Source organism: Chitinophaga eiseniae, assembly GCF_012641265.1.
Classification (GTDB): Bacteria; Bacteroidota; Bacteroidia; order Chitinophagales; family Chitinophagaceae; genus Chitinophaga; species Chitinophaga eiseniae_A.
This window is the reverse complement of the sequence record NZ_JABAHZ010000007.1, coordinates 26,577-45,464: the sequence shown is the minus strand read 5'-3', so window position 1 is coordinate 45,464 and position 18,888 is coordinate 26,577. Positions and strand designations below refer to the sequence as shown.

Genomic DNA, 18,888 nt, shown 5'->3' with positions numbered 1-18,888 from the left:
ATTACTTAGAGTACAATTCTACGATCAGTTGTTCCTTGATATTTTCAGGAACGCTCTCTCTCTCAGGATAAGCAATGAATACACCTTTCATTTCTTTTTCATTCCAATCCAGCCAGCTGAATTTTGGATTTTTTCCACGAATAACGCTGGTCAGTGCAGAATTGTTTGCTGTTTTATTTTTCAGGCTGATAACATCTCCTGGTTTCAGTTGGAATGAAGGAGTGTTTACTACGATACCGTTAACAGTAACGTGTTTGTGAGAAACCAGCTGACGGGCAGCAGGACGGCTAGGAGCGATACCCAGACGGAAAACAGTGTTATCCAGACGGGCTTCCAGCAGTTTGATCAATACCTCACCGGCAACACCTTTTCTACGGGTAGCTTCGTCGAACAGGTTACGGAACTGGCGTTCCAGCAAACCATAGGTATACTTAGCTTTTTGTTTTTCTCTCAGCTGCAGTGCGTATTCGCCTAATTGTTTGCGTTTACGGTTAGCACCATGCTGACCCGGAGGGTTGCTGTTTTTGCTTAAATACTTACCATTACCGAGAATGGGTTCACCAAAAATTCTGGAAATTTTGGTCTTTGGTCCTGTGTACCTTGCCATGATTTAAATATACTTTAGATTTTTTAGTTAATGATGCATGCTCTTCAAAAAATCTGAAAACCTGATCATGCACCCATTGTCAAATATTAAACTACAAAGTCCAGATACCAAATTTCGAAAGAAACCTGGTATCTGGATGCAGTGAATATATATTCCTATACTCTTCTTTTCTTGGGAGGACGGCAACCGTTGTGAGGTAAAGGCGTAACGTCTTTAATCATGTTCACTTCGATACCTGAGTTGGCGATCGCACGGATAGCGCTTTCACGGCCAGCTCCTGGTCCTTTAACAAAAACATCTGCTCTTTTCAGACCTGAGTCCATAGCTACTTTAGCAGCATCCTGTGCAGCCAGCTGAGCTGCATATGGAGTGTTCTTTTTAGAACCTCTGAAGCCCATTTTACCTGCAGAAGACCAGGAAATAACCTGACCGTGCTTGTTGGTAATGCTCACGATGATGTTGTTAAAGCTGGCAGAGATATGAACATCTCCGTAGTTATCAACTTTTACTACTCTTTTCTTACTAGCAGCAGTTTTTGTATTATTTGCTTTTGCCATAATGATTTAAATTCCAAATATGAAATTCCAGATCCCAAATTTACACGACTCACAGCCATTGAAACCCCTCTGATTCGGAATTGGGATTTCAACCTGGGATTTTATTTATTACTTCTTAGTTGCTTTTTTCTTACCAGCCACTGTCTTACGTTTACCTTTACGGGTACGGCTGTTGGTACGTGTACGCTGACCTCTTACCGGTAAGCCTTTCCTGTGACGCAGACCGCGGTAGCAAGCGATATCCAGCAAACGCTTGATATTCATTTGTACTTCAGAACGCAGCTGACCCTCTACCTTGAACTCTCCGTTGATAATGTTACGGATGGCAGCTTGTTCATCATCATTCCACTCCCGCACCTTTTTATTTACATCAATTTCCGCCTTGTTCAGGATATATTGGGCGGTAGAACGGCCTATACCAAAGATATAGGTGAGGCCAATTTCTCCTCTTTTATTTTTAGGAAGATCTATACCGGCTATACGTGCCATATTTCTATTTTGATTTTATGATTCTGATTAAAAAATCAAATTCCGTTGGGGAACCGATTAACCCTGGCGTTGTTTAAAACGAGGATTCTTTTTGTTGATCACCAACAAAACACCTTTTCTACGAACTATTTTACAATCCGCACTTCTTTTTTTGATTGCAGCTCTTACCTTCATGATTATTACTTTATAAAAGGTTATGATATTTATTTAATTAAAAATCCAGTCGCCTCTACCCTTCCCGTCTTATTTGTATCTGAAAATTATACGGCCTCTTGACAAATCGTATGGGCTCATCTCTACGCCAACCTTATCTCCTGGTAGAATGCGTATATAGTGCATTCTCATTTTTCCAGAAATGGTGGCCAGGATCTCATGCCCATTTTCCAACTTTACACGGAACATAGCGTTCGACAAGGCTTCTAATATAATTCCATCCTGTTTAATGAGTGCCTGTTTTGCCATAAAAATTTTTAGGACTGCAAAGATAGCATTTATCTTTTGAAATAGAAAAATTTACCTCGATTATTATTATTATTGCCGATTTTTCCGTCAAAACCTACCTCATTTATCAATAAAACCCATTTGTATTAGAAAAATCCAAATGACGAATTAGTAATTTGAATTCAATTCCGGGTTATTTTTCTCTTCTCTTTCTATATCCACATAGGTAGATAATACATCTGCTTTCCCTTTTCCTACCGCTACCGTGTGCTCGAAGTGAACGGATGGGCTGCCATCACGGGTAGCAACTGTCCAGCCGTCTTCCAGGTATTCTACGTCCTTGGAGCGGAGATTAATCATGGGCTCAATGGCAATCACCAGGCCTTCCTTCATTACGGGGCCGCTACCGCGTTTGCCGTAGTTAGGTACCTGGGGATCTTCGTGCAAATGACGACCCAGGCCGTGGCCTACTAATTCCCTTACCACACCATAACCGCGTTCTTTCTCTGTATATTCCTGTATAGCGTAGGAAATATCTCCGATCCGGTTGCCTATCACCGCTTTTTCAATCCCTTTATACAGGGCCGCTTTGGTAGCAGTCATCAGTCGGAGTACATTCTCTGCCACGTTACCAATAGCAAACGTATAAGCGCTGTCGGAGTGGTAACCATTCATATACACGCCTACGTCTACTGTCACAATATCACCATCCTTCAGCACATATTGGTTAGGGATCCCATGTACCACTTCTTCATTCACTGAAATGCAGCAGGCGTTGGGGAAGCCCTTATAATTTTTAAAAGAAGGAGTAGCACCATTTTCAACAATAAACTTATCGGCAATCGCATCTACTTCCAGTGTGCTCATACCTGGTTTCAGCTTCCGGGCGACTTCAGCCAGGGCGGCACTCAGGAGCAAAGCACTTTTGCGCATCAACTCTATTTCTTCCTTCGTCTTATAATGAATCATACTTTCAGCTTTTAGCTGTTGGCTATCAGCTGTTAGGTAAATGCTAAAAGCTAACAGCTAACGGCTTCTAAAATAATATAGCCACTAAAGCGTAAAAGCTTCTGTGGCTATTTTATTGTTATTGTAACGATTTAACGTTCAATTACTTATGCATTAGCCGGGGCAGTTCTGCCTTTGATACGGCCGGTGCTCATCAAACCATCGTAGTGACGCATGAGGAGCTGGCTTTCAATCTGTTGCAGTGTGTCCAGGATAACTCCCACCATGATCAGCAGGGAAGTACCACCGAAGAAGGTAGCAAAGTTACTGTTGACCTTGAAGGCGGCAGCGATACCAGGCATGATACCCACCAGTGCCAGGAAAAATGCTCCGGGCAAAGTGATACGGTCCATTACTGCACCGATATAATCGGCAGTAGCTTTACCAGGCTTGATACCAGGAATGAAACCGTTGTTACGTTTCATTTCATCCGCCATTTGAGTAGGGTTGAAAATCAACGCAGTATAGAAGTACGTAAATACAATCACCAATACGGCGTAGATCAGGTTATACCAGCCATTAGTGTGGTCACTAAAGATGCGGATAAAGCCGGAAGCACTTTCAGAAGAAGTAGCAAAGCCTATCGCGGTAGCCGGGATAAACATAATCGCCTGGGCAAAGATGATAGGCATTACACCAGCTGCATTCACTTTCAGTGGGATGAACTGACGTACACCACCATATTGTTTGTTACCTACAATGCGTTTAGCGTAGTTTACCGGTATTTTTCTTGTACCCTGTACCAGGAGGATCAGACCTACGGTGATCAGGATGAAGATAGCAATTTCAATGAGGAACAGGATCGGTCCACCCGCTTCACCTGCCACCTTACTGGAAAATTCAGCGACCAGGGCCTGTGGCAAGCGGGCAAGGATACCCATCATAATGATGATGGAAGTACCATTACCAATACCTTTATCTGTGATCTTTTCACCGAGCCACATTACGAACAGGGTACCTGCGGTAAGCACAACGGTAGTAGAGAGCCAGAAGAAGAAGGTGCCATATTCAGCGATAATAGCGCCACCGGATTGATTACGCAGGTAGGCTACATAAGCGCTGGCCTGGAAGCCTGTTACGATTACGGTGAGATAACGTGTAAACTGGTTAATTTTTTTGCGGCCACTTTCCCCCTCTTTCTGCAGCTTCTGGAAGTAAGGAACTGCTATCGTCAGTAACTGGATAGCAATTGAAGCAGAGATGTAGGGCATAATACCCAATGCAAAGATCGAAGCCCTTGAAAATGATCCACCCGCAAACATGTTCACCAGTCCCAGGATACCCTGATTAGAATTTTTCTCAAAGTTGGTCAGTGCGTTTGCATCAATGCCAGGCAAAGCGATATAGGATCCTAATCTGTAGATGAGGACCAGGAGCAGGGTGGTCAGGATGCGGTTACGCAAATCCTCAATACTCCAGATATTCTTAATCGTTTCGATAAATTTCTTCACAGGAAGATAAAGGTTTAATAGCGCTATTAAATATGAAAAGACGCACTACTCCGTAGGCGTCTCCTCAGTCGTAAAGTCTTATACCAGTTCTACTGATCCACCTGCTGCTTCGATGGCCTGCTTAGCTTTTTCGCTGATTGCGTTTACTTTAACAGTCACTTTAGCTTTGAGTTCTCCGTTAGCGAGAATTTTAACTTTAGCTGTTCTGTTAATCAGGCCGTTCATGAACAGGTTTTCCAGATTAAACTCCTCGAGGCCATATTTCTCAACTAAATGATCCAGCTGACCCAGGTTGAAGATTGTGTATTCTTCACGGTTATTATTTTTGAAACCGCGTTTTGGCATACGGCGTTGGATTGGCATCTGGCCACCTTCGAAGCCCTTCTTGCTCGCGTAACCAGCACGTTGCTGGATACCTTTGTTACCTTTTGTAGAGGTACCACCTTTACCGGAAGCCTCACCACGTCCAAGACGTTTTTCTTTATGTACAGCGCCTTGTGCAGGCTGTAATGAATGCAGATTCATAAAATTAATTGTTTTTACTTGCGCGGAAATTAACCGCTCGCATATTCTAAAATAAAAATGGTAAAGTTACAAATGTAAAGGTAAGATTATCAGCAGACAATCCCACAGCAGTGTTACTTTAATTAAGCGTTCACTGTTTCTACCGATACAAGGTGATTAACTTTACGGACCATTCCGAGGATCTGAGGAGTTGCTTCTACTTCTACAGTAGTGTGCATCTTAGTCAGGCCCAGTGCCTTCAAGGTCAGTTTCTGCCTTTCAGGACGGTCTATACCACTTTTCACTTGAGTGATCTTAATCTTTGCCATAAACCCCTATCCGCTTAAAGGCGGAGTAATTTAATTGTTAATGAATTATTTTCAAAATTTCCCAATGGAAAAATAGGGTCCTCTGTACGAGGAACATTATTTATCCGTTGAAAACTTTCTTCAGGGAAACGCCTCTGGTTTTAGCGATGCCGATTGGCTCGCGTAATAAACCCAGTGCTTTGAAAGTAGCTTTCACCACGTTGTGTGGGTTAGCGGAACCTAAAGATTTAGCCAGAACGTCTGTTACACCAGCGCTTTCCAGCACCGCACGCATAGAACCTCCAGCGATCACACCAGTACCATGGGCAGCTGGTTTAATCAGTACTTTGGCAGCACCTTCCTTAGCAAACTGATCGTGAGGAATAGTACCGTGCATAACAGGAACCTTGATCAGGTTTTTCTTAGCATCGTCTATACCTTTAGTGATCGCCTGCTGTACTTCTTTAGCTTTACCAAGACCGTGACCTACCACGCCGTTTTCGTTACCTACAACAACCAGTGCGGAGAAACTAAAAGTACGACCGCCTTTAGTGGTTTTAGTAACACGGTTGATCGCCACTACTTTTTCTTTCAGCTCCAGATCACCAGCCTTTACTTTATTGAATGAATTCTTTGCCATTTTATTTTATAAGAATTACTTGTTCAGAATTATAAGATTCGGACTTCGTGATTAAAACTGAAGACCACCTTCTCTTGCTCCGTCAGCTACGCTTTTCACGCGGCCATGATATAAATAACCGCTTCTATCGAATACGCAGGTAGTTAAGCCCAGTGCAACTGCTTTAGCAGCCAGTGCTTTACCAACCAGTACAGATTTCTCGGATTTAGTTCCTTGCTGAGCTTTGATGTCCTTATCACGGGAAGAAGCTGAAGCCAGGGTAGTGCCATTGGTATCATCTATCAATTGCACGTAGATATCGCTGTTACTGCGAAATACAGATAATCTTGGTGCTTGTGCAGTACCGGAGATTTTCTTACGGATGCGGTAGCGGATTTTCTGTCTCCTGTTAACTTTTGTGCTCATTTTGAGTTTTATTTTATAATCCCGATGCTGCCGGGATTTTGTTAAAACTGGCTAACCAGCTGAACCAGCTGATTAGCCAATTAAAAATTTTATTTACCTGCTGATTTACCAGCTTTCTTACGTACCACTTCGTCACTGTAGCGAACACCTTTACCTTTGTAAGGCTCTGGTTTACGCAGGCTACGGATTTTAGCCGCTACCTGACCCAGCAATTGATTATCGATACCTTCCAGCATGATCTTAGGGTTCTGACCTTTTTCAGTGAGGGTAGCAACCTTCAGTTCCTGGGGAATTTCGAAGATGATATTGTGAGAGTAACCTAAAGACAGGTCCAGTAACTGACCACTGTTGGCGGCTTTATAACCCACACCCACCAGCTCCAGTTGTTTTTTAAACCCTTCCGTAACACCCTGAACCATGTTAGCCAGCAGTGCGCGGTATAAACCATGCAGTGCCTTGTGACGGATCTGGTCAGTTGGACGAACAACGGTTAAAATACCGTCCTTCACCTCTATTTTCATTTCCCGGTCGATGCTCTTTTTCAGTTCACCTTTAGGGCCTTTTACAGTTACTTCATTGGCTGGAGAAACAGTTACAGTAACACCGCTGGCCAATTTAATAGGACTTTTACCTATACGAGACATAACTTTAATTTAAAGTTGTTTGATATTGATGTACCCGTTATCCGTGTTCAGCGCCGTATAGAGAGCTTAATTGTCAGATAACTTAAGTGATTGACTGGTTGAGCAACAACCAATCAATCAATATATTAATAGATGAAGCAAACTACTTCGCCACCTACATTTTGAGCTTTTGCTTCTTTATCGGTCATTACACCTTTAGAAGTAGAGATGATCGCCACGCCTAAACCGTTCTTCACGCGCTTAAACTCTTCTGGTTTAGCGTACTGACGCAGACCTGGACGGCTGATGCGTTGTAATTCCTTGATAGCGGGCTCTTTAGAGATAGGATCATACTTCAAAGCGATTTTGATAACGCCTTGTTTGTTGTCCTCTTCGAATTTGTACTTCAGGATATAACCTTTATCGTACAGAATTTCTGTAATACGTTTTTTCAGCTTGGAAGCCGGAATTTCCACGATCCTGTGGGTGGCCATTTGCGCGTTCCGGATACGTGTCAGGAAGTCTGCTATTGGATCAGTAACCATTGTTGAAATAGTTTGATAATGTTTACAATGCGATATCCAATCGTAATAAGATGGGAATCAAATAACTTTCATTCGGTGATATGAGGGATCCGGTAGGAACCGGTTGCTCAGATCATTCAATTACCAGCTGGCTTTTCTTACGCCAGGGATTTTACCTGCGAGTGCCAGGTCACGGAACATGTTCCTGCAGAGACCAAAGTGGCGCATGTATCCTTTAGGACGACCGCTCAGTTGGCATCTGTTTTTCAGACGAACAGGAGAAGCATTTTTTGGAAGTTGATCCAGTGCAGCGTAGTCACCGGCAGCTTTCAGGGCAGCACGCTTTTCTGCGAATTTTGCTACCATAGCTTCTCTTTTCCTTTGTCTGGCTTTTACGGATTCTTTTGCCATAATTATATTATCGTTTCGATTTACTGATTATCTTTTTTCATACCCTTGAACGGCATACCCATTTCCTTCAGGAGCTCGTAAGCTTCTTCGTTGGTGTTTGCAGTAGTAACGAAAGTGATATCCATACCGGACATTTTAGTTACTTTATCGATATCGATCTCAGGGAAGATGATTTGTTCTGTGATACCCATAGTGTAGTTACCACGACCGTCAAAAGCTTTTTCGTTAACGCCTTTGAAGTCACGTACACGAGGGAGAGATACAGCGATCAAACGATCCAGGAAGTCATACATGTTAGTGCTGCGTAAAGTTACACGTGCACCGATAGGCATATTCTTTCTGAGTTTGAAGTTGGAGATATCCTTTTTAGACAGGGTAGCGATAGCTTTCTGACCAGAGATACGGGTCATTTCGTCTACTGCGATGTCTACCAGTTTCTTATCACCTACTGCACCATTAATACCCTGGTTCAGGCAAATTTTCACCAGGCGAGGAACCTGCATTACACTTTTGTAGTTGAATTTCTTCATCAGTGCAGATTTAACTTCCTCTTGGTATTTCTTCTGCAGTCTCGGAGTATATTTTGTGTTTGACATTATTTAATTTCCTCCCCTGATTTTTTAGCGATACGAATTAATTTACCGTTTTCTCTCTTCCGGCTTACTTTGGTAGGTTTACCTGCTTTGGCATCCCACAGCATTACGTTAGAGATCGCAATTGGAGCTTCCTGCTTAACAATACCACCTTTGGTATTCTGAGCGGTAGGCTTAGTGTGCTTGGTAATAATGTTAACGCCTTCTACAAGAATGCGGGCTTTGTCAGGCTGAACTTCCAGCACTTTGCGAGCTTTGGTTCTGTCTTTGTCATCACCGGCAATTACCGCAACCAGGTCGCCCTTCTTAATGTTGAATTTAGGCTTAAATCTAGTTTTCATTACTTTGATTTATTTATAAACGCCAAGCGAAACAGTTGTTTCGCTTGATTAATGTTTTTTCTCGTTCTGCAAACGGGCTGCAAAGATAAGAAATATTTATGAATTTTGGGATTCTGGAAATTTTCTTAAAATTTCCAGAATCCCTCCATCGACAATAATATTATAATACCTCAGGAGCGAGGGAGATAATTTTCATATAACCCTTGTCTCTCAGCTCACGGGCAACCGGACCGAAAATACGGGTACCGCGAGGTTCGTCTGAGTTATTGAGCAGTACAACTGCGTTATCGTCGAAGCGGATATAAGAACCGTCTTTACGACGTAATTTGTTTTTAGTTCTTACGATTACGGCTTTAGTAACCATACCTTTCTTCACACCACCACCAGGCATTGCGTCCTTAACGGTTACTACAATCTTATCGCCTACGCCAGCGTAGTCCTGACCAGAATTACCCAATACGCGGATGCAAAGTACTTCTTTAGCACCGCTGTTATCGGCTACACTCAGTCTTGATTCTTGTTGTATCATCGAAATGAGATTTGATATTGTTTAGTCAGCGGCTGTAACCGGGGTAGCCGGATGCAGCTTGAAACAAATAAATAATTATTTTACTTTAGCGATTACTTCTACCAGTCTCCAGCATTTGTTTTTGCTCAGAGGGCGGGTTTCCGCGATTTTCACGGTATCGCCGATGCTGCACTCGTTTTTATCGTCGTGCGCCATGAACTTGGTAGTTTTTTTCACGAACTTACCATAGATCGGGTGCTTTACCTTACGCTCCACCTTAACGGTAATGGTTTTATCCATTTTGTTGCTGGCAACCACACCAATCCTGGTTTTTCTTAATTTTCTTTCGGTCGTCATTGTTGAAAGTATTTAACCCTCCGTAAAGAGGTCCTATTTTGTTATACTAATGCTATTCAGCAGCCCCGGGTTGTTACCGGGACTGAAGATTTAGAAGCCCAGTTGTCTTTTACGCAGTTCGGTACTCATCCGAGCGATATCGCGTCTTACAGCGCGGATGCTCATTGGATTTTCGATTGGCGTAATTGCGTGACCAAAGGTCATTTTTTTCAAGCGGAGTTTTTCTGCAGAGATTTTCTCTTTCAGATCTTGCTCGCTCAGGCCTTTCAGTTCCAGCTTTTCTTTTGCCATTGTATTGAATTTGATTCGGTTAGCTGCCGGGGCAGGTTACCGGATTTTTAGATATTGATACCTGTAATTAAGCTACGTAGTCGCGGCTGGTTACAAATTTTACTTTAATGGGCAGTTTTTGTGCTGCGAGTTCCATTGCTTCTTTAGCTACCTGTAAAGGAACGCCATCCGCTTCAAATAAAATTCTACCTGGTTTTACTACTGCTGCCCAATGGTCAGGAGCACCTTTACCTTTACCCATCCTCACTTCCAAAGGCTTAGCTGTGATAGGTTTGTCAGGGAATATGCGGATCCATACGTTACCTTCACGTTTCATGTGCCTTGTCAGCGCAACGCGGGCAGCTTCGATCTGCCTGTCGGTGATCCATTTAGGTTCTAATGCTTTAAGACCGAAAGTACCAAAGGAGAGGGTAGCGCCTCTTTTAGCGTTCCCTTTGATGCGGCCTTTGTGCATCTTCCTGTGTTTCGTTCTTTTTGGCTGTAACATCGTCTATGTTGTTAATGTTAATAGTAATTGTTAATGTCTGTTCTACCGTCAGATATTATCTGCGGCCACCGCCACGGTTATCTCCACCGCCTCTTCTTTCACCACCACGGTTGTCTCTGCGTTCGCCGTGATGTTCTCTTCTTTCACCACCATGACCAGTGCCACGGTTATCGCCTTCCTTACCGGTTAAAACGTTCGGGTTCAGGTCGCGTTTACCCAGTACTTCACCTTTACAGATCCATACTTTGATACCGATTTTACCGTATACGGTTAAAGCGAACAGGGAAGCGTAATCGATGTCCATACGGAAAGTATGTAATGGAGTACGACCTTGTTTCATTTCTTCGGAGCGGGCAATTTCAGCACCACCTAAACGGCCGCTGATTTTAACCTTGATACCTTCTGCACCCATTCTCAGTGCGGTAGCAATCGCCATTTTGATAGCACGTTTGTAGTTGATACGGCTTTCAATTTGTTTTGCGATTGTTTCAGCAACGATGTTAGCATCCATTTCGGGACGACGGATCTCCAGGATGTTGATCTGTACATCTTCCTTACCTGTCAGCTTTTTCAGTTCTTCCTTGATGCGATCAACTTCGTTACCGCCTTTACCAATGATGATACCAGGCTTAGATGTATGAACAGTGATGATTAACTTACCTAAAGTTCTTTCGATCACAACTCTTGAAATGCCGCCTTTGTTGATACGTGCATTCAGATAAGTTCTGATCTTATTATCTTCGATCAGTTTGGTCGCAAAATCTTTTTTGCTGCCATACCAATTAGAGTCCCATCCTCTGATGATACCTAACCTGTTACCAATAGGATTTGTTTTCTGACCCATGTTCTGGTTATTTGTCTATTAGTTTAATAGTTTTGTTTCTATCTCGTTTCCGCACTAATTATTGTGCTTTGCTGTCCACTACAATTGTTACGTGGTTACTTCTCTTGCGGATTCTGTAACCTCTTCCTTGTGGAGCTGGGCGCATTCTTTTCAGTGTGCGGCCGCCGTCAACAAAAATAGTTTTAACGATCAGGTTAGCATCTTCTACCCTTGCACCTTCATTCTTCACTTTCCAGTTAGCGATCGCAGATACCAGCAGTTTTTCTAAAGGTACGCTTGGGTGCTTCGGATGGAATTTCAAAATATTCAAAGCCTTTTCTACATCCAGACCACGAATTAAGTCTGCCAGCAAACGCATTTTGCGGGGAGATGTAGGATTATTATTCAGCTTAGCTACTGCTTCCATTGTTATTAATTTCTTTTATTATTAGGTGTCTGATGTCTGCTGTTTGATCTATTGGTTTGAAACCGATACTTCAAACCTCAAACCTCAGACTATAATTTACATTTTCTTGTTAACGTGTCCTCTGAAGTTACGTGTAGGTGCAAATTCGCCCAGTTTATGACCAACCATAAATTCTGTTACATAAACAGGAATGAATTTGTTGCCATTGTGAACTGCGAAAGTGTGACCAACGAAATCAGGCGTGATAGTAGAACGACGGCTCCATGTCTTGATAACAGTACGTTTGGTGCCGGTATTCATTTTTTCAACCTTAGTTTCTAATTTCTGGTCTACGTAAGGACCTTTTTTTATGGAACGAGCCATGTCTTACTGATTTATGATTTTTCAAACCCGGGATCTGGTATTACTACCGGAGCCCGGATTCAGAAATTATAATTTTTTACCGTTTTTTCTGCTAATGATCAGCTTATCAGAACTCTTATGCGGTTTTCTGGTTTTCAGACCTTTCGCATATTTACCAGTTCTGGATCTTGGATGGCCTCCGGAAGATTTACCTTCACCACCACCCATTGGGTGATCTACAGGGTTCATCGCCACACCACGGTTGCGAGGACGGATACCTCTCCAGCGATTCGCACCAGCCTTACCGATGGATTGCAGGGCGTGATCGGAGTTAGAAACAGTACCTACAGTAGCTTTACAAGTATTCAATACTTTACGCAGCTCACCGGAAGGCATTTTCAGTACCGCATATTTCTCTTCCTTGTTGGACAGCTGAGCATAAGCGCCGGCGCTTCTTGCGATAGCACCACCTTTACCAGGTTGCAGCTCGATGTTGTGTACAACAGTACCCAGCGGCATGTTCTTCAGCGGTAAAGCGTTACCTACTTCAGGAGCTACATCGGTGCCGCTGATAACGGTACCACCTACCTGTAAGCCCTGAGGAGCAATGATGTAACGTTTTTCACCATCTGCATAGTTCACCAGTGCGATGAATGCGCTACGGTTTGGATCGTATTCGATAGTTTTTACGGTAGCAGGAATATTTTCCTTATCACGTTTGAAATCAATTACACGGTATTGTTTCTTGTGACCACCACCGATGTAACGCATGGACATTCTACCCTGTGCGTTTCTACCGCCGGTTCTCTTAATGGGTTCCAGCAGGCTTTTTTCCGGGGTATCCGTAGTCAGCTCAGCATAAGCGTTGCCTATTTTCCAGCGGGTACCGGCCGTCATTGGTTTGAACTTCTTCAGTGCCATTACTTCCTAAAAAGTTAAATGTTATTAAAATATAAATCGTGATCTGTATATACATCCACATCCCGGCTGTTCAGGCCGGAAAGGCACTACATGTTAGCATACAGATCTATAGCTTCACCAGCTGCAATGGTAATAATCGCCTTTTTATAAGACGGTTTTTTACCTGCGATGAAACCGGCTTTAGTAAAGCGGAATTTAGCTTTACCTGGCATTACAGCAGTATTTACATCTGCTACGGTTACGCCGTAAAATTCTTCCACTGCTTTTTTGATCTCCAGTTTGTTGGCTTTTTTGTCAACGATGAAGTAATAGCGGTTGAATTTATCGGTTGCTTTGTTAACCTTTTCGGATACCACCGGTTTGATTAAAACGTCAGAAAGTTTCATTTCTTTATTAGCTTTTAGCTATTAGCGTTCAGCTCTTAGCTTGTTTTGTTAATTGTTTTTGACATCTTACGCTTCTGCCGGCTCTTCCGTGAAGATTTTAGCAGCGCTTTCAGTAAACACGATGTAGTTGCTGTTCATGATGTCATAAGTGTTGATATCACTCAGAACGGTACCGTCTACAGTTGGGATGTTTCTTAAAGACAGGTAAACATTGTCGTTGTATTCAGGCGTGATGAACATAGTCTTTCTGCCTTCAACGTTGATGTTCAGGTTCTTCAGGAAACCAACGAACTGTTTGGTTTTTGGTGCTTCCAGTTGCAGATCTTCAACGATGATGATGCTGTTTTCCTTAGCTTTTACTGACAGGGCGGAGATCTTAGCGAGATCTTTCACTTTTCTGTTCAGTTTGAAGCCCCAACCATGAGGTTTTGGTCCGAAGATGGTACCACCACCTTTATACAGTGGGTTACGGATGTTACCTTTACGGGCGCCACCGGTACCTTTTTGTTTGTGTAATTTGCGGGAAGCACCTTTTACTTCAGCTCTGGTTTTTACCTTGTGGGTACCCTGACGCTGAGCAGCGAGGTATTGTTTAACAGCCAGGTAGATAACGTGGTTGTTAGGTTCAACACCAAAGATCTCCTCAGGAAGCTCAATAGATCTTCCGGTTTTCTTTCCTTGTATATTTAAAATATCTACTTGCATGTTACTTCTGGATTAAAACGATTGAACCATTGTGGCCGGGAACGGAACCACTTACCAGGATATAATTCTTTTCAGGGAATATTTTCACGATCTTCAGACCTTTCACTTTCACTCTTTCATTACCTGTCTGGCCGGCCATACGCATACCTTTAAATACGCGGGAAGGATAGGAGGATCCACCAACAGAACCGGGAGCTCTGCTTCTGTCGTGCTGACCGTGGGTAGCTTCACCCACACCGCTGAATCCGTGGCGTTTTACAACACCCTGGAAACCTTTACCTTTGGAAGTGCCTACTACGTCGATTGTTTCGCCTTCTGCGAAGATTTCGCAGGTGATGGATTCACCGAGGGCTTTCTGTACGTCCGGATTACGGAGTTCTTTAACGTAACGTTTGGGAGAAGTGCTTGCTTTCGCGAAGTGATTGCTTTCTGCTTTAGTGGTGTGCTTTTCTTTCTTTTCACCGAAAGAAACCTGAATTGCATTGTAACCATCTGATTCCAGGGTTTTTACCTGGGTTACAACGTTGGGACCTGCTTCGATAATGGTAACAGCAGTTTGTTTACCATTAGCTTCGAAGATACTGGTCATACCAATCTTTTTGCCAATAATACCTTTCATTTTTATATGATTTTACCCAGCGCCTGGGGGATTTCTAGCTATCCCCAGGATAGGCGGTTTAAATACATTTATTGGGTGGTCGCCCAGAAGGCGCGACCTATGTTTGTTTGTTAAAATTGTTATACTGTTGAAAATCAACAGTATAACCATAAATCAATTAAAGGCCGGCCTTTTGCCCGCCTTGCTGTTGTCCTATGCTTTAATTTCAACTTCTACTCCGGAAGGTAAATCGAGCTTGCTCAGCGCGTCTACAGTTCTGGAAGAAGACGTGTAAATATCCAGTAAACGTTTGTGAGTACACAGTTGGAACTGCTCGCGCGCTTTCTTGTTAACGTGCGGAGAACGCAATACTGTAAATATTTTCTTCTCGGTAGGTAAAGGAATTGGACCTGTTACCACGGCACCCGTGTTACGCACGGTTTTAACGATCTTCTCAGCAGACTTGTCTACCAGGTTATGATCGTAGGACTTCAGCTTGATTCTTATTCTCTGAGACATATGCAATGAACTTCTTCTTAGTTTTTTCCCAATACAATTTGGGAGGGCAAAGGTAACCCGTTTTTTCTATTTGGCAAATAATTCTCAGAAAAAAATGAAATATACCGGGCGAAAGGCTAGCTCCGGCGGCAGTTGGAAGGTAGATGGAGTGTGGTCATTTGGGCAATAAGGCTTCAGAAAACATTCATTGTGTGTGTGTTAAGCCTTAAGGTAACTTCACATGCTCGTTTTGACAAATATAGGAAAACAAATTTCAAAACCAAAAAAGAGAAAAATTTCTTTTTGTTTTTTCCGGCAGACCGATAAAAAGGTGTTTGCAACGGCTCCCGGAAGCACCGTCCCGGGGTTTCGGGAACGGCCTGGCCCGCTTTCCGAAAAGCCCCATACTGCTTACCAAAGGTAAGCTCTCACGGGCGCCTGGCTTATTAGACATACCATCCTGCCAGCCCAACACGAAAAGAGGGTATCCCGCTTTCCGGAATACCCTCTTTTAATAATTAAAGTGGCTCAATGAGCACAGTGGTCAAGCCCCCACTGATTACAGTGGTAAACCACCACCGATACCACCTAACAATGATTTTACTAATCCTAAGATTAATGCCAGCAGTTGATTCAGTAAATCCATGGAAAAAGGTTTTTATAAGATATTGCCTACTCTATTATCTGGTTTTCGGCATTCCCAGTTGTTATTCGGTTAACGGCAGCTAAATTAAAGTCAATCATGCAATAAACACGCGTTCATTTTATTCATTCCAACCGCTTTTGGCAATCCCGTTCATTGCACCACCAGAGGGAATTTGAAAGCTTCTATTCCGCATAAAAAAAGCTGTTCTTTTCAGAACAGCTTTCAGGATGATGTTCGTAAGGGAAATAGCATCACATTCATGTGGAATCATCCCTTACCGGGGAAAATCTTACAGACCTCCCAGCAGAGATTGCAACAGTCCGAGGATAGTTGCCAGCAGTTGACTCAGTAAAGCCATAAGATAGTTTTTACGACAGGTTACACCTACTCTGTTGCTTTGGTTTTCGGCAATCCCAATGTGCACCTGCTTTTGGTGCATACCGAAATTAAAACGTATTGCGTGAATTCCGTTCGTTCATTTTATTCAGTTCGGTATCCTGATGTTTCATTGTTCATTCCTCTGTACTACTACATGATCTGCATGGCTGGCATTAAAACGCTTTAACTAAAAAAGCTCCGGTGACTACCGGAGCTTTTTAGTTAAAAAGATAGGCGGGATATTTTACGAATGCTACCAGACATCCAACCGGGAAAACTGAAAGACAAAAGCGTGTCTGTCCGTATTGCCACACCATTGTATCAGTATCCTGGTGCGAGTTGAGCAGCATATCATCATCCCGGTGCATAGCACCAATAAAATCAGAGGCCTCCCAACGTAGATGTAAGCAGGGCAATTAACCCTTTCAGGAAGGTGTCCAAGGCATTGAGAATCATACTTGAGCGTTTTCATTTATGCCTACTCTGTTATTGGTTTTCGGCGATCCCATCTGGAAAAATCATTGCGTAACAATGAGAATTACAGCGCTGCACCAGCAACGATAGCAACGAATTTGAGTACTGCGGCGAGTATTGAGCTCAGCATACCGGATAGTTTATTCGTTTAATGCCTACTCTTTCCAGGGTTTTCGGCAATCCCCTTGCCCACAACTTTGCAGACAGGTTACTAAAATAATGGGTTCTTACCTAAAAGCATTCGTTCAATTAATTCATTTTCAACAAGGCTTATTCATTTTATTCAGTAGCCCAACTGATGAGGATGCCTAATAAAAAATGGTTACAAACAGCCTTGTAAGGACTGCTGTAACCATTTTCTGTGTTTATATTAATATTATTTACCTCTTTCCTCTTTGTAAATAGCCTTTGCCTTCGCAGATGGCAGGTAAATCTGGAAACCTATGCCAAGGCTGAGGCGATTAGCAGTAGTAGAATTTCCTCCTCCTACTGTCAGATCATACTTAAACAATCCTTCCAGGCCAACATTGGGCGTAATAAAATAAGAAATACCAGGCCCGATACCAACATTAAAACCATTAGTAGAAGCTCCACTGGCAGGGTTCTGCCCGGCAAACCCGGCATTCGCTTCCGCGAAGAACCTTACTCTTTTTGAAAACTCCAGTTTCCGGACGTTCTTATCCTCTACAAAATAACGGGCAAAAGCTCCTATGCCATAATTCGTATTTGAAGCCCTGGTATCTGTTGTCTTATTTTTGGTGGTATTTGCACCAAAGTCAACATAACCTCCAATAGCCAAACCATCTTTGATAAACCAACCCACTTTAGGGGAAAGATTAAAACTGAAGGCGGTACTCTCTTTTTGAAAAACCACGTTCATGTTGGTGAGATCAGCACCTACCATAATATTTCCTTTCTGAATCTGGGCATTAGCGGCGGAGCCAAACAATACAGCTGCAAGCGCAAGGGTTAAAAGACGAATTCTTTTCATAGTCTGATTTTTAGTTTTAACAATTTTACACGTTGAATGAATAAAACATACCGGCAAACGTTTTGCGTTTGCAACCACAGCTATCTACAGACAGCTATCAATACAATAAGAGGCAGGGGGATAATGGGGAATAATCTTCTGGATAGCATTCTTGCTACGACAAAAGTACTGAAAATGAATATAGTAAACATTCAATTTTCAAAAAAAATCTCAAAAAAGAGATATGATACCTGTTGAAATTTCCTACAACATGATCACTTTACCTTATTCATTATTACTATAACATTTCGTCTCTATATCTTGTTGCAGTAAAATAGCGGGGATTTTCGGCGCGGATGCAGCGTCATGCCTGTAATGCTGTTACTATATGCGTTTGCAGCAAGTCGGCGTGGGTACAAAAAGTTCCTTGTTTTTGTAAGAAACGTAGGAATCCATCCAATTTCTTCTCCATCTTCTTTCCGGAAACCCTTTTAACATAAGCGGGCAAGGCATATGCATCGATGTTGGCCATTTCCCAGGGATGAAAGTAAAAAGAGAGATAGTTATCTTTCTTGAGTGTTCTCCTGCTGAAATGTTTGGTAATCCAGAGGGGAATATTTTTAACGCTGAGCCAGAACAGGGGAAACCTGATATGTGGAGATACTGACGATGGAATGATCCAGGTATCGTTTTCCCGGAAAACGGCCCGAGGTTGTCGCCAGTTATTAAATCTTCCGGGGAGCCAGGTCGGATTAAGAGAGGCATCGTAGAGGTAGCCGGCATTTTTCAGGGCCGAAGTATCTACTTTACGCCGCAGGGGCATACGGAAACCCCGTATAGGTTGCCCACTGATTTCCTGTAGGGCTAGCCGGGAGCCTTCCAGGTCGGCTTCGGTAAAAGTGTTATGATAGTAAGCATGTGAGGCAATTTCATGCCTGGCAGCTATTTTACGGACCAGTTCCGGGTAATGCTGTGCCCAGTATGCGGTTATGAAAAAAGTAGCGCTCACCTCATATTTATCAAATAAGGCTAAGGTTGCCTGCAAGCCGCTCCTGGAAATTTCAAGTTTTTCCTGTAGGGTTACCTGCTGACCAAATTCCTCCGGAATATCAAATTCTTCCACCTCCACACTGATCAATATCTTTTTCTGTTGATCTGTCATCCATCCAAATATT

The 18,888-nt window shown here is 42.9% G+C and carries 30 protein-coding genes; all 30 read right to left on the bottom strand.

Features of this window, described 5'->3' with window-relative positions:
- Position 1 precedes the first annotated feature (1 nt).
- The gene (gene rpsD / locus HGH91_RS24485) at positions 2 to 607 is read right to left on the bottom strand and encodes a 30S ribosomal protein S4 (RefSeq protein WP_079470751.1); all 606 of its coding nucleotides are present in this window, start codon (positions 605 to 607) and stop codon (positions 2 to 4) included.
- A 155-nt stretch (positions 608 to 762) separates the two neighbouring features.
- Positions 763 to 1,164 carry a 30S ribosomal protein S11 gene (rpsK, locus tag HGH91_RS24480; protein ID WP_168741537.1) on the bottom strand — a complete coding sequence of 134 codons (402 nt, stop codon included), beginning with the start codon at positions 1,162 to 1,164 and terminating at the stop codon, positions 763 to 765.
- A 108-nt stretch (positions 1,165 to 1,272) separates the two neighbouring features.
- Positions 1,273 to 1,653 carry a 30S ribosomal protein S13 gene (gene rpsM / locus HGH91_RS24475; protein ID WP_079470753.1) on the bottom strand — a complete coding sequence of 127 codons (381 nt, stop codon included), beginning with the start codon at positions 1,651 to 1,653 and terminating at the stop codon, positions 1,273 to 1,275.
- 57 nt (positions 1,654 to 1,710) lie between these two features.
- Positions 1,711 to 1,827 carry a 50S ribosomal protein L36 gene (gene rpmJ / locus HGH91_RS24470; RefSeq protein ID WP_073083232.1) on the bottom strand — a complete coding sequence of 39 codons (117 nt, stop codon included), beginning with the start codon at positions 1,825 to 1,827 and terminating at the stop codon, positions 1,711 to 1,713.
- Between the two features lie 69 nt (positions 1,828 to 1,896).
- On the bottom strand, positions 1,897 to 2,115 hold the full coding sequence (gene infA / locus HGH91_RS24465) for a translation initiation factor IF-1 (protein ID WP_012789309.1): 219 nt from the start codon (positions 2,113 to 2,115) through the stop codon (positions 1,897 to 1,899).
- A gap of 147 nt (positions 2,116 to 2,262) precedes the next feature.
- A complete protein-coding gene (gene map / locus HGH91_RS24460) occupies positions 2,263 to 3,063 on the bottom strand; it encodes a type I methionyl aminopeptidase (RefSeq protein WP_168741536.1) in 801 nt (266 codons plus the stop codon).
- A 146-nt stretch (positions 3,064 to 3,209) separates the two neighbouring features.
- Entirely contained in the window at positions 3,210 to 4,553 is a 1,344-nt protein-coding gene (secY, locus tag HGH91_RS24455; protein WP_145672620.1) for a preprotein translocase subunit SecY, read from the bottom strand.
- Between the two features lie 78 nt (positions 4,554 to 4,631).
- Positions 4,632 to 5,078, bottom strand: coding sequence for a 50S ribosomal protein L15 (gene rplO, locus HGH91_RS24450; RefSeq protein ID WP_168741535.1), 447 nt, complete (start codon positions 5,076 to 5,078; stop codon positions 4,632 to 4,634).
- A gap of 122 nt (positions 5,079 to 5,200) precedes the next feature.
- The gene (gene rpmD, locus HGH91_RS24445) at positions 5,201 to 5,386 is read right to left on the bottom strand and encodes a 50S ribosomal protein L30 (RefSeq protein WP_168741534.1); all 186 of its coding nucleotides are present in this window, start codon (positions 5,384 to 5,386) and stop codon (positions 5,201 to 5,203) included.
- A gap of 100 nt (positions 5,387 to 5,486) precedes the next feature.
- Positions 5,487 to 6,005 carry a 30S ribosomal protein S5 gene (gene rpsE, locus HGH91_RS24440; protein WP_145672631.1) on the bottom strand — a complete coding sequence of 173 codons (519 nt, stop codon included), beginning with the start codon at positions 6,003 to 6,005 and terminating at the stop codon, positions 5,487 to 5,489.
- 51 nt (positions 6,006 to 6,056) lie between these two features.
- Positions 6,057 to 6,410 carry a 50S ribosomal protein L18 gene (gene rplR, locus HGH91_RS24435; protein ID WP_168741533.1) on the bottom strand — a complete coding sequence of 118 codons (354 nt, stop codon included), beginning with the start codon at positions 6,408 to 6,410 and terminating at the stop codon, positions 6,057 to 6,059.
- Positions 6,411 to 6,499: 89 nt separating this feature from the next.
- Positions 6,500 to 7,054 carry a 50S ribosomal protein L6 gene (rplF, locus tag HGH91_RS24430; protein ID WP_168741532.1) on the bottom strand — a complete coding sequence of 185 codons (555 nt, stop codon included), beginning with the start codon at positions 7,052 to 7,054 and terminating at the stop codon, positions 6,500 to 6,502.
- 125 nt (positions 7,055 to 7,179) lie between these two features.
- On the bottom strand, positions 7,180 to 7,578 hold the full coding sequence (gene rpsH, locus HGH91_RS24425) for a 30S ribosomal protein S8 (protein ID WP_168741531.1): 399 nt from the start codon (positions 7,576 to 7,578) through the stop codon (positions 7,180 to 7,182).
- 120 nt (positions 7,579 to 7,698) lie between these two features.
- A complete protein-coding gene (gene rpsN / locus HGH91_RS24420; protein ID WP_145672653.1) occupies positions 7,699 to 7,968 on the bottom strand; it encodes a 30S ribosomal protein S14 in 270 nt (89 codons plus the stop codon).
- 20 nt (positions 7,969 to 7,988) lie between these two features.
- Positions 7,989 to 8,564 carry a 50S ribosomal protein L5 gene (gene rplE / locus HGH91_RS24415; RefSeq protein ID WP_168741530.1) on the bottom strand — a complete coding sequence of 192 codons (576 nt, stop codon included), beginning with the start codon at positions 8,562 to 8,564 and terminating at the stop codon, positions 7,989 to 7,991.
- A complete protein-coding gene (gene rplX, locus HGH91_RS24410) occupies positions 8,564 to 8,902 on the bottom strand; it encodes a 50S ribosomal protein L24 (RefSeq protein ID WP_145672659.1) in 339 nt (112 codons plus the stop codon). Before rplX ends, rplE begins: the two co-directional genes overlap by 1 nt.
- 160 nt (positions 8,903 to 9,062) lie before the next feature.
- Complete coding sequence (rplN, locus tag HGH91_RS24405; RefSeq protein ID WP_079470765.1) at positions 9,063 to 9,431, bottom strand: 50S ribosomal protein L14; 369 nt, start codon at positions 9,429 to 9,431, stop codon at positions 9,063 to 9,065.
- Between the two features lie 75 nt (positions 9,432 to 9,506).
- Positions 9,507 to 9,767 carry a 30S ribosomal protein S17 gene (gene rpsQ / locus HGH91_RS24400; RefSeq protein WP_079470766.1) on the bottom strand — a complete coding sequence of 87 codons (261 nt, stop codon included), beginning with the start codon at positions 9,765 to 9,767 and terminating at the stop codon, positions 9,507 to 9,509.
- A gap of 90 nt (positions 9,768 to 9,857) precedes the next feature.
- A complete protein-coding gene (rpmC, locus tag HGH91_RS24395; RefSeq protein WP_145672661.1) occupies positions 9,858 to 10,058 on the bottom strand; it encodes a 50S ribosomal protein L29 in 201 nt (66 codons plus the stop codon).
- Between the two features lie 67 nt (positions 10,059 to 10,125).
- Positions 10,126 to 10,545 carry a 50S ribosomal protein L16 gene (gene rplP / locus HGH91_RS24390; protein WP_142685977.1) on the bottom strand — a complete coding sequence of 140 codons (420 nt, stop codon included), beginning with the start codon at positions 10,543 to 10,545 and terminating at the stop codon, positions 10,126 to 10,128.
- Between the two features lie 55 nt (positions 10,546 to 10,600).
- Complete coding sequence (gene rpsC, locus HGH91_RS24385) at positions 10,601 to 11,389, bottom strand: 30S ribosomal protein S3 (RefSeq protein WP_168741529.1); 789 nt, start codon at positions 11,387 to 11,389, stop codon at positions 10,601 to 10,603.
- A 58-nt stretch (positions 11,390 to 11,447) separates the two neighbouring features.
- A complete protein-coding gene (gene rplV, locus HGH91_RS24380) occupies positions 11,448 to 11,795 on the bottom strand; it encodes a 50S ribosomal protein L22 (RefSeq protein WP_089760310.1) in 348 nt (115 codons plus the stop codon).
- Positions 11,796 to 11,891: 96 nt separating this feature from the next.
- Positions 11,892 to 12,158 (bottom strand): 30S ribosomal protein S19, encoded by a 267-nt coding sequence (gene rpsS, locus HGH91_RS24375; protein ID WP_145672666.1) that lies wholly within the window; start codon positions 12,156 to 12,158, stop codon positions 11,892 to 11,894.
- A gap of 66 nt (positions 12,159 to 12,224) precedes the next feature.
- Positions 12,225 to 13,058 carry a 50S ribosomal protein L2 gene (gene rplB, locus HGH91_RS24370; RefSeq protein WP_168741528.1) on the bottom strand — a complete coding sequence of 278 codons (834 nt, stop codon included), beginning with the start codon at positions 13,056 to 13,058 and terminating at the stop codon, positions 12,225 to 12,227.
- Positions 13,059 to 13,144: 86 nt separating this feature from the next.
- Positions 13,145 to 13,444 carry a 50S ribosomal protein L23 gene (gene rplW, locus HGH91_RS24365; protein ID WP_168741527.1) on the bottom strand — a complete coding sequence of 100 codons (300 nt, stop codon included), beginning with the start codon at positions 13,442 to 13,444 and terminating at the stop codon, positions 13,145 to 13,147.
- Between the two features lie 66 nt (positions 13,445 to 13,510).
- Entirely contained in the window at positions 13,511 to 14,149 is a 639-nt protein-coding gene (gene rplD, locus HGH91_RS24360; protein ID WP_168741526.1) for a 50S ribosomal protein L4, read from the bottom strand.
- A 1-nt stretch (position 14,150) separates the two neighbouring features.
- Entirely contained in the window at positions 14,151 to 14,768 is a 618-nt protein-coding gene (gene rplC, locus HGH91_RS24355) for a 50S ribosomal protein L3 (RefSeq protein ID WP_145672675.1), read from the bottom strand.
- A gap of 192 nt (positions 14,769 to 14,960) precedes the next feature.
- Positions 14,961 to 15,266, bottom strand: coding sequence for a 30S ribosomal protein S10 (rpsJ, locus tag HGH91_RS24350; RefSeq protein ID WP_012789286.1), 306 nt, complete (start codon positions 15,264 to 15,266; stop codon positions 14,961 to 14,963).
- Positions 15,267 to 17,119: 1,853 nt separating this feature from the next.
- Positions 17,120 to 17,734 carry an outer membrane beta-barrel protein gene (locus HGH91_RS24345; RefSeq protein ID WP_168741525.1) on the bottom strand — a complete coding sequence of 205 codons (615 nt, stop codon included), beginning with the start codon at positions 17,732 to 17,734 and terminating at the stop codon, positions 17,120 to 17,122.
- 343 nt (positions 17,735 to 18,077) lie between these two features.
- Positions 18,078 to 18,875, bottom strand: a complete 798-nt coding sequence (locus HGH91_RS24340; RefSeq protein WP_168741524.1) for a polysaccharide deacetylase family protein — start codon at positions 18,873 to 18,875, stop codon at positions 18,078 to 18,080.
- Positions 18,876 to 18,888: the final 13 nt, after the last annotated feature.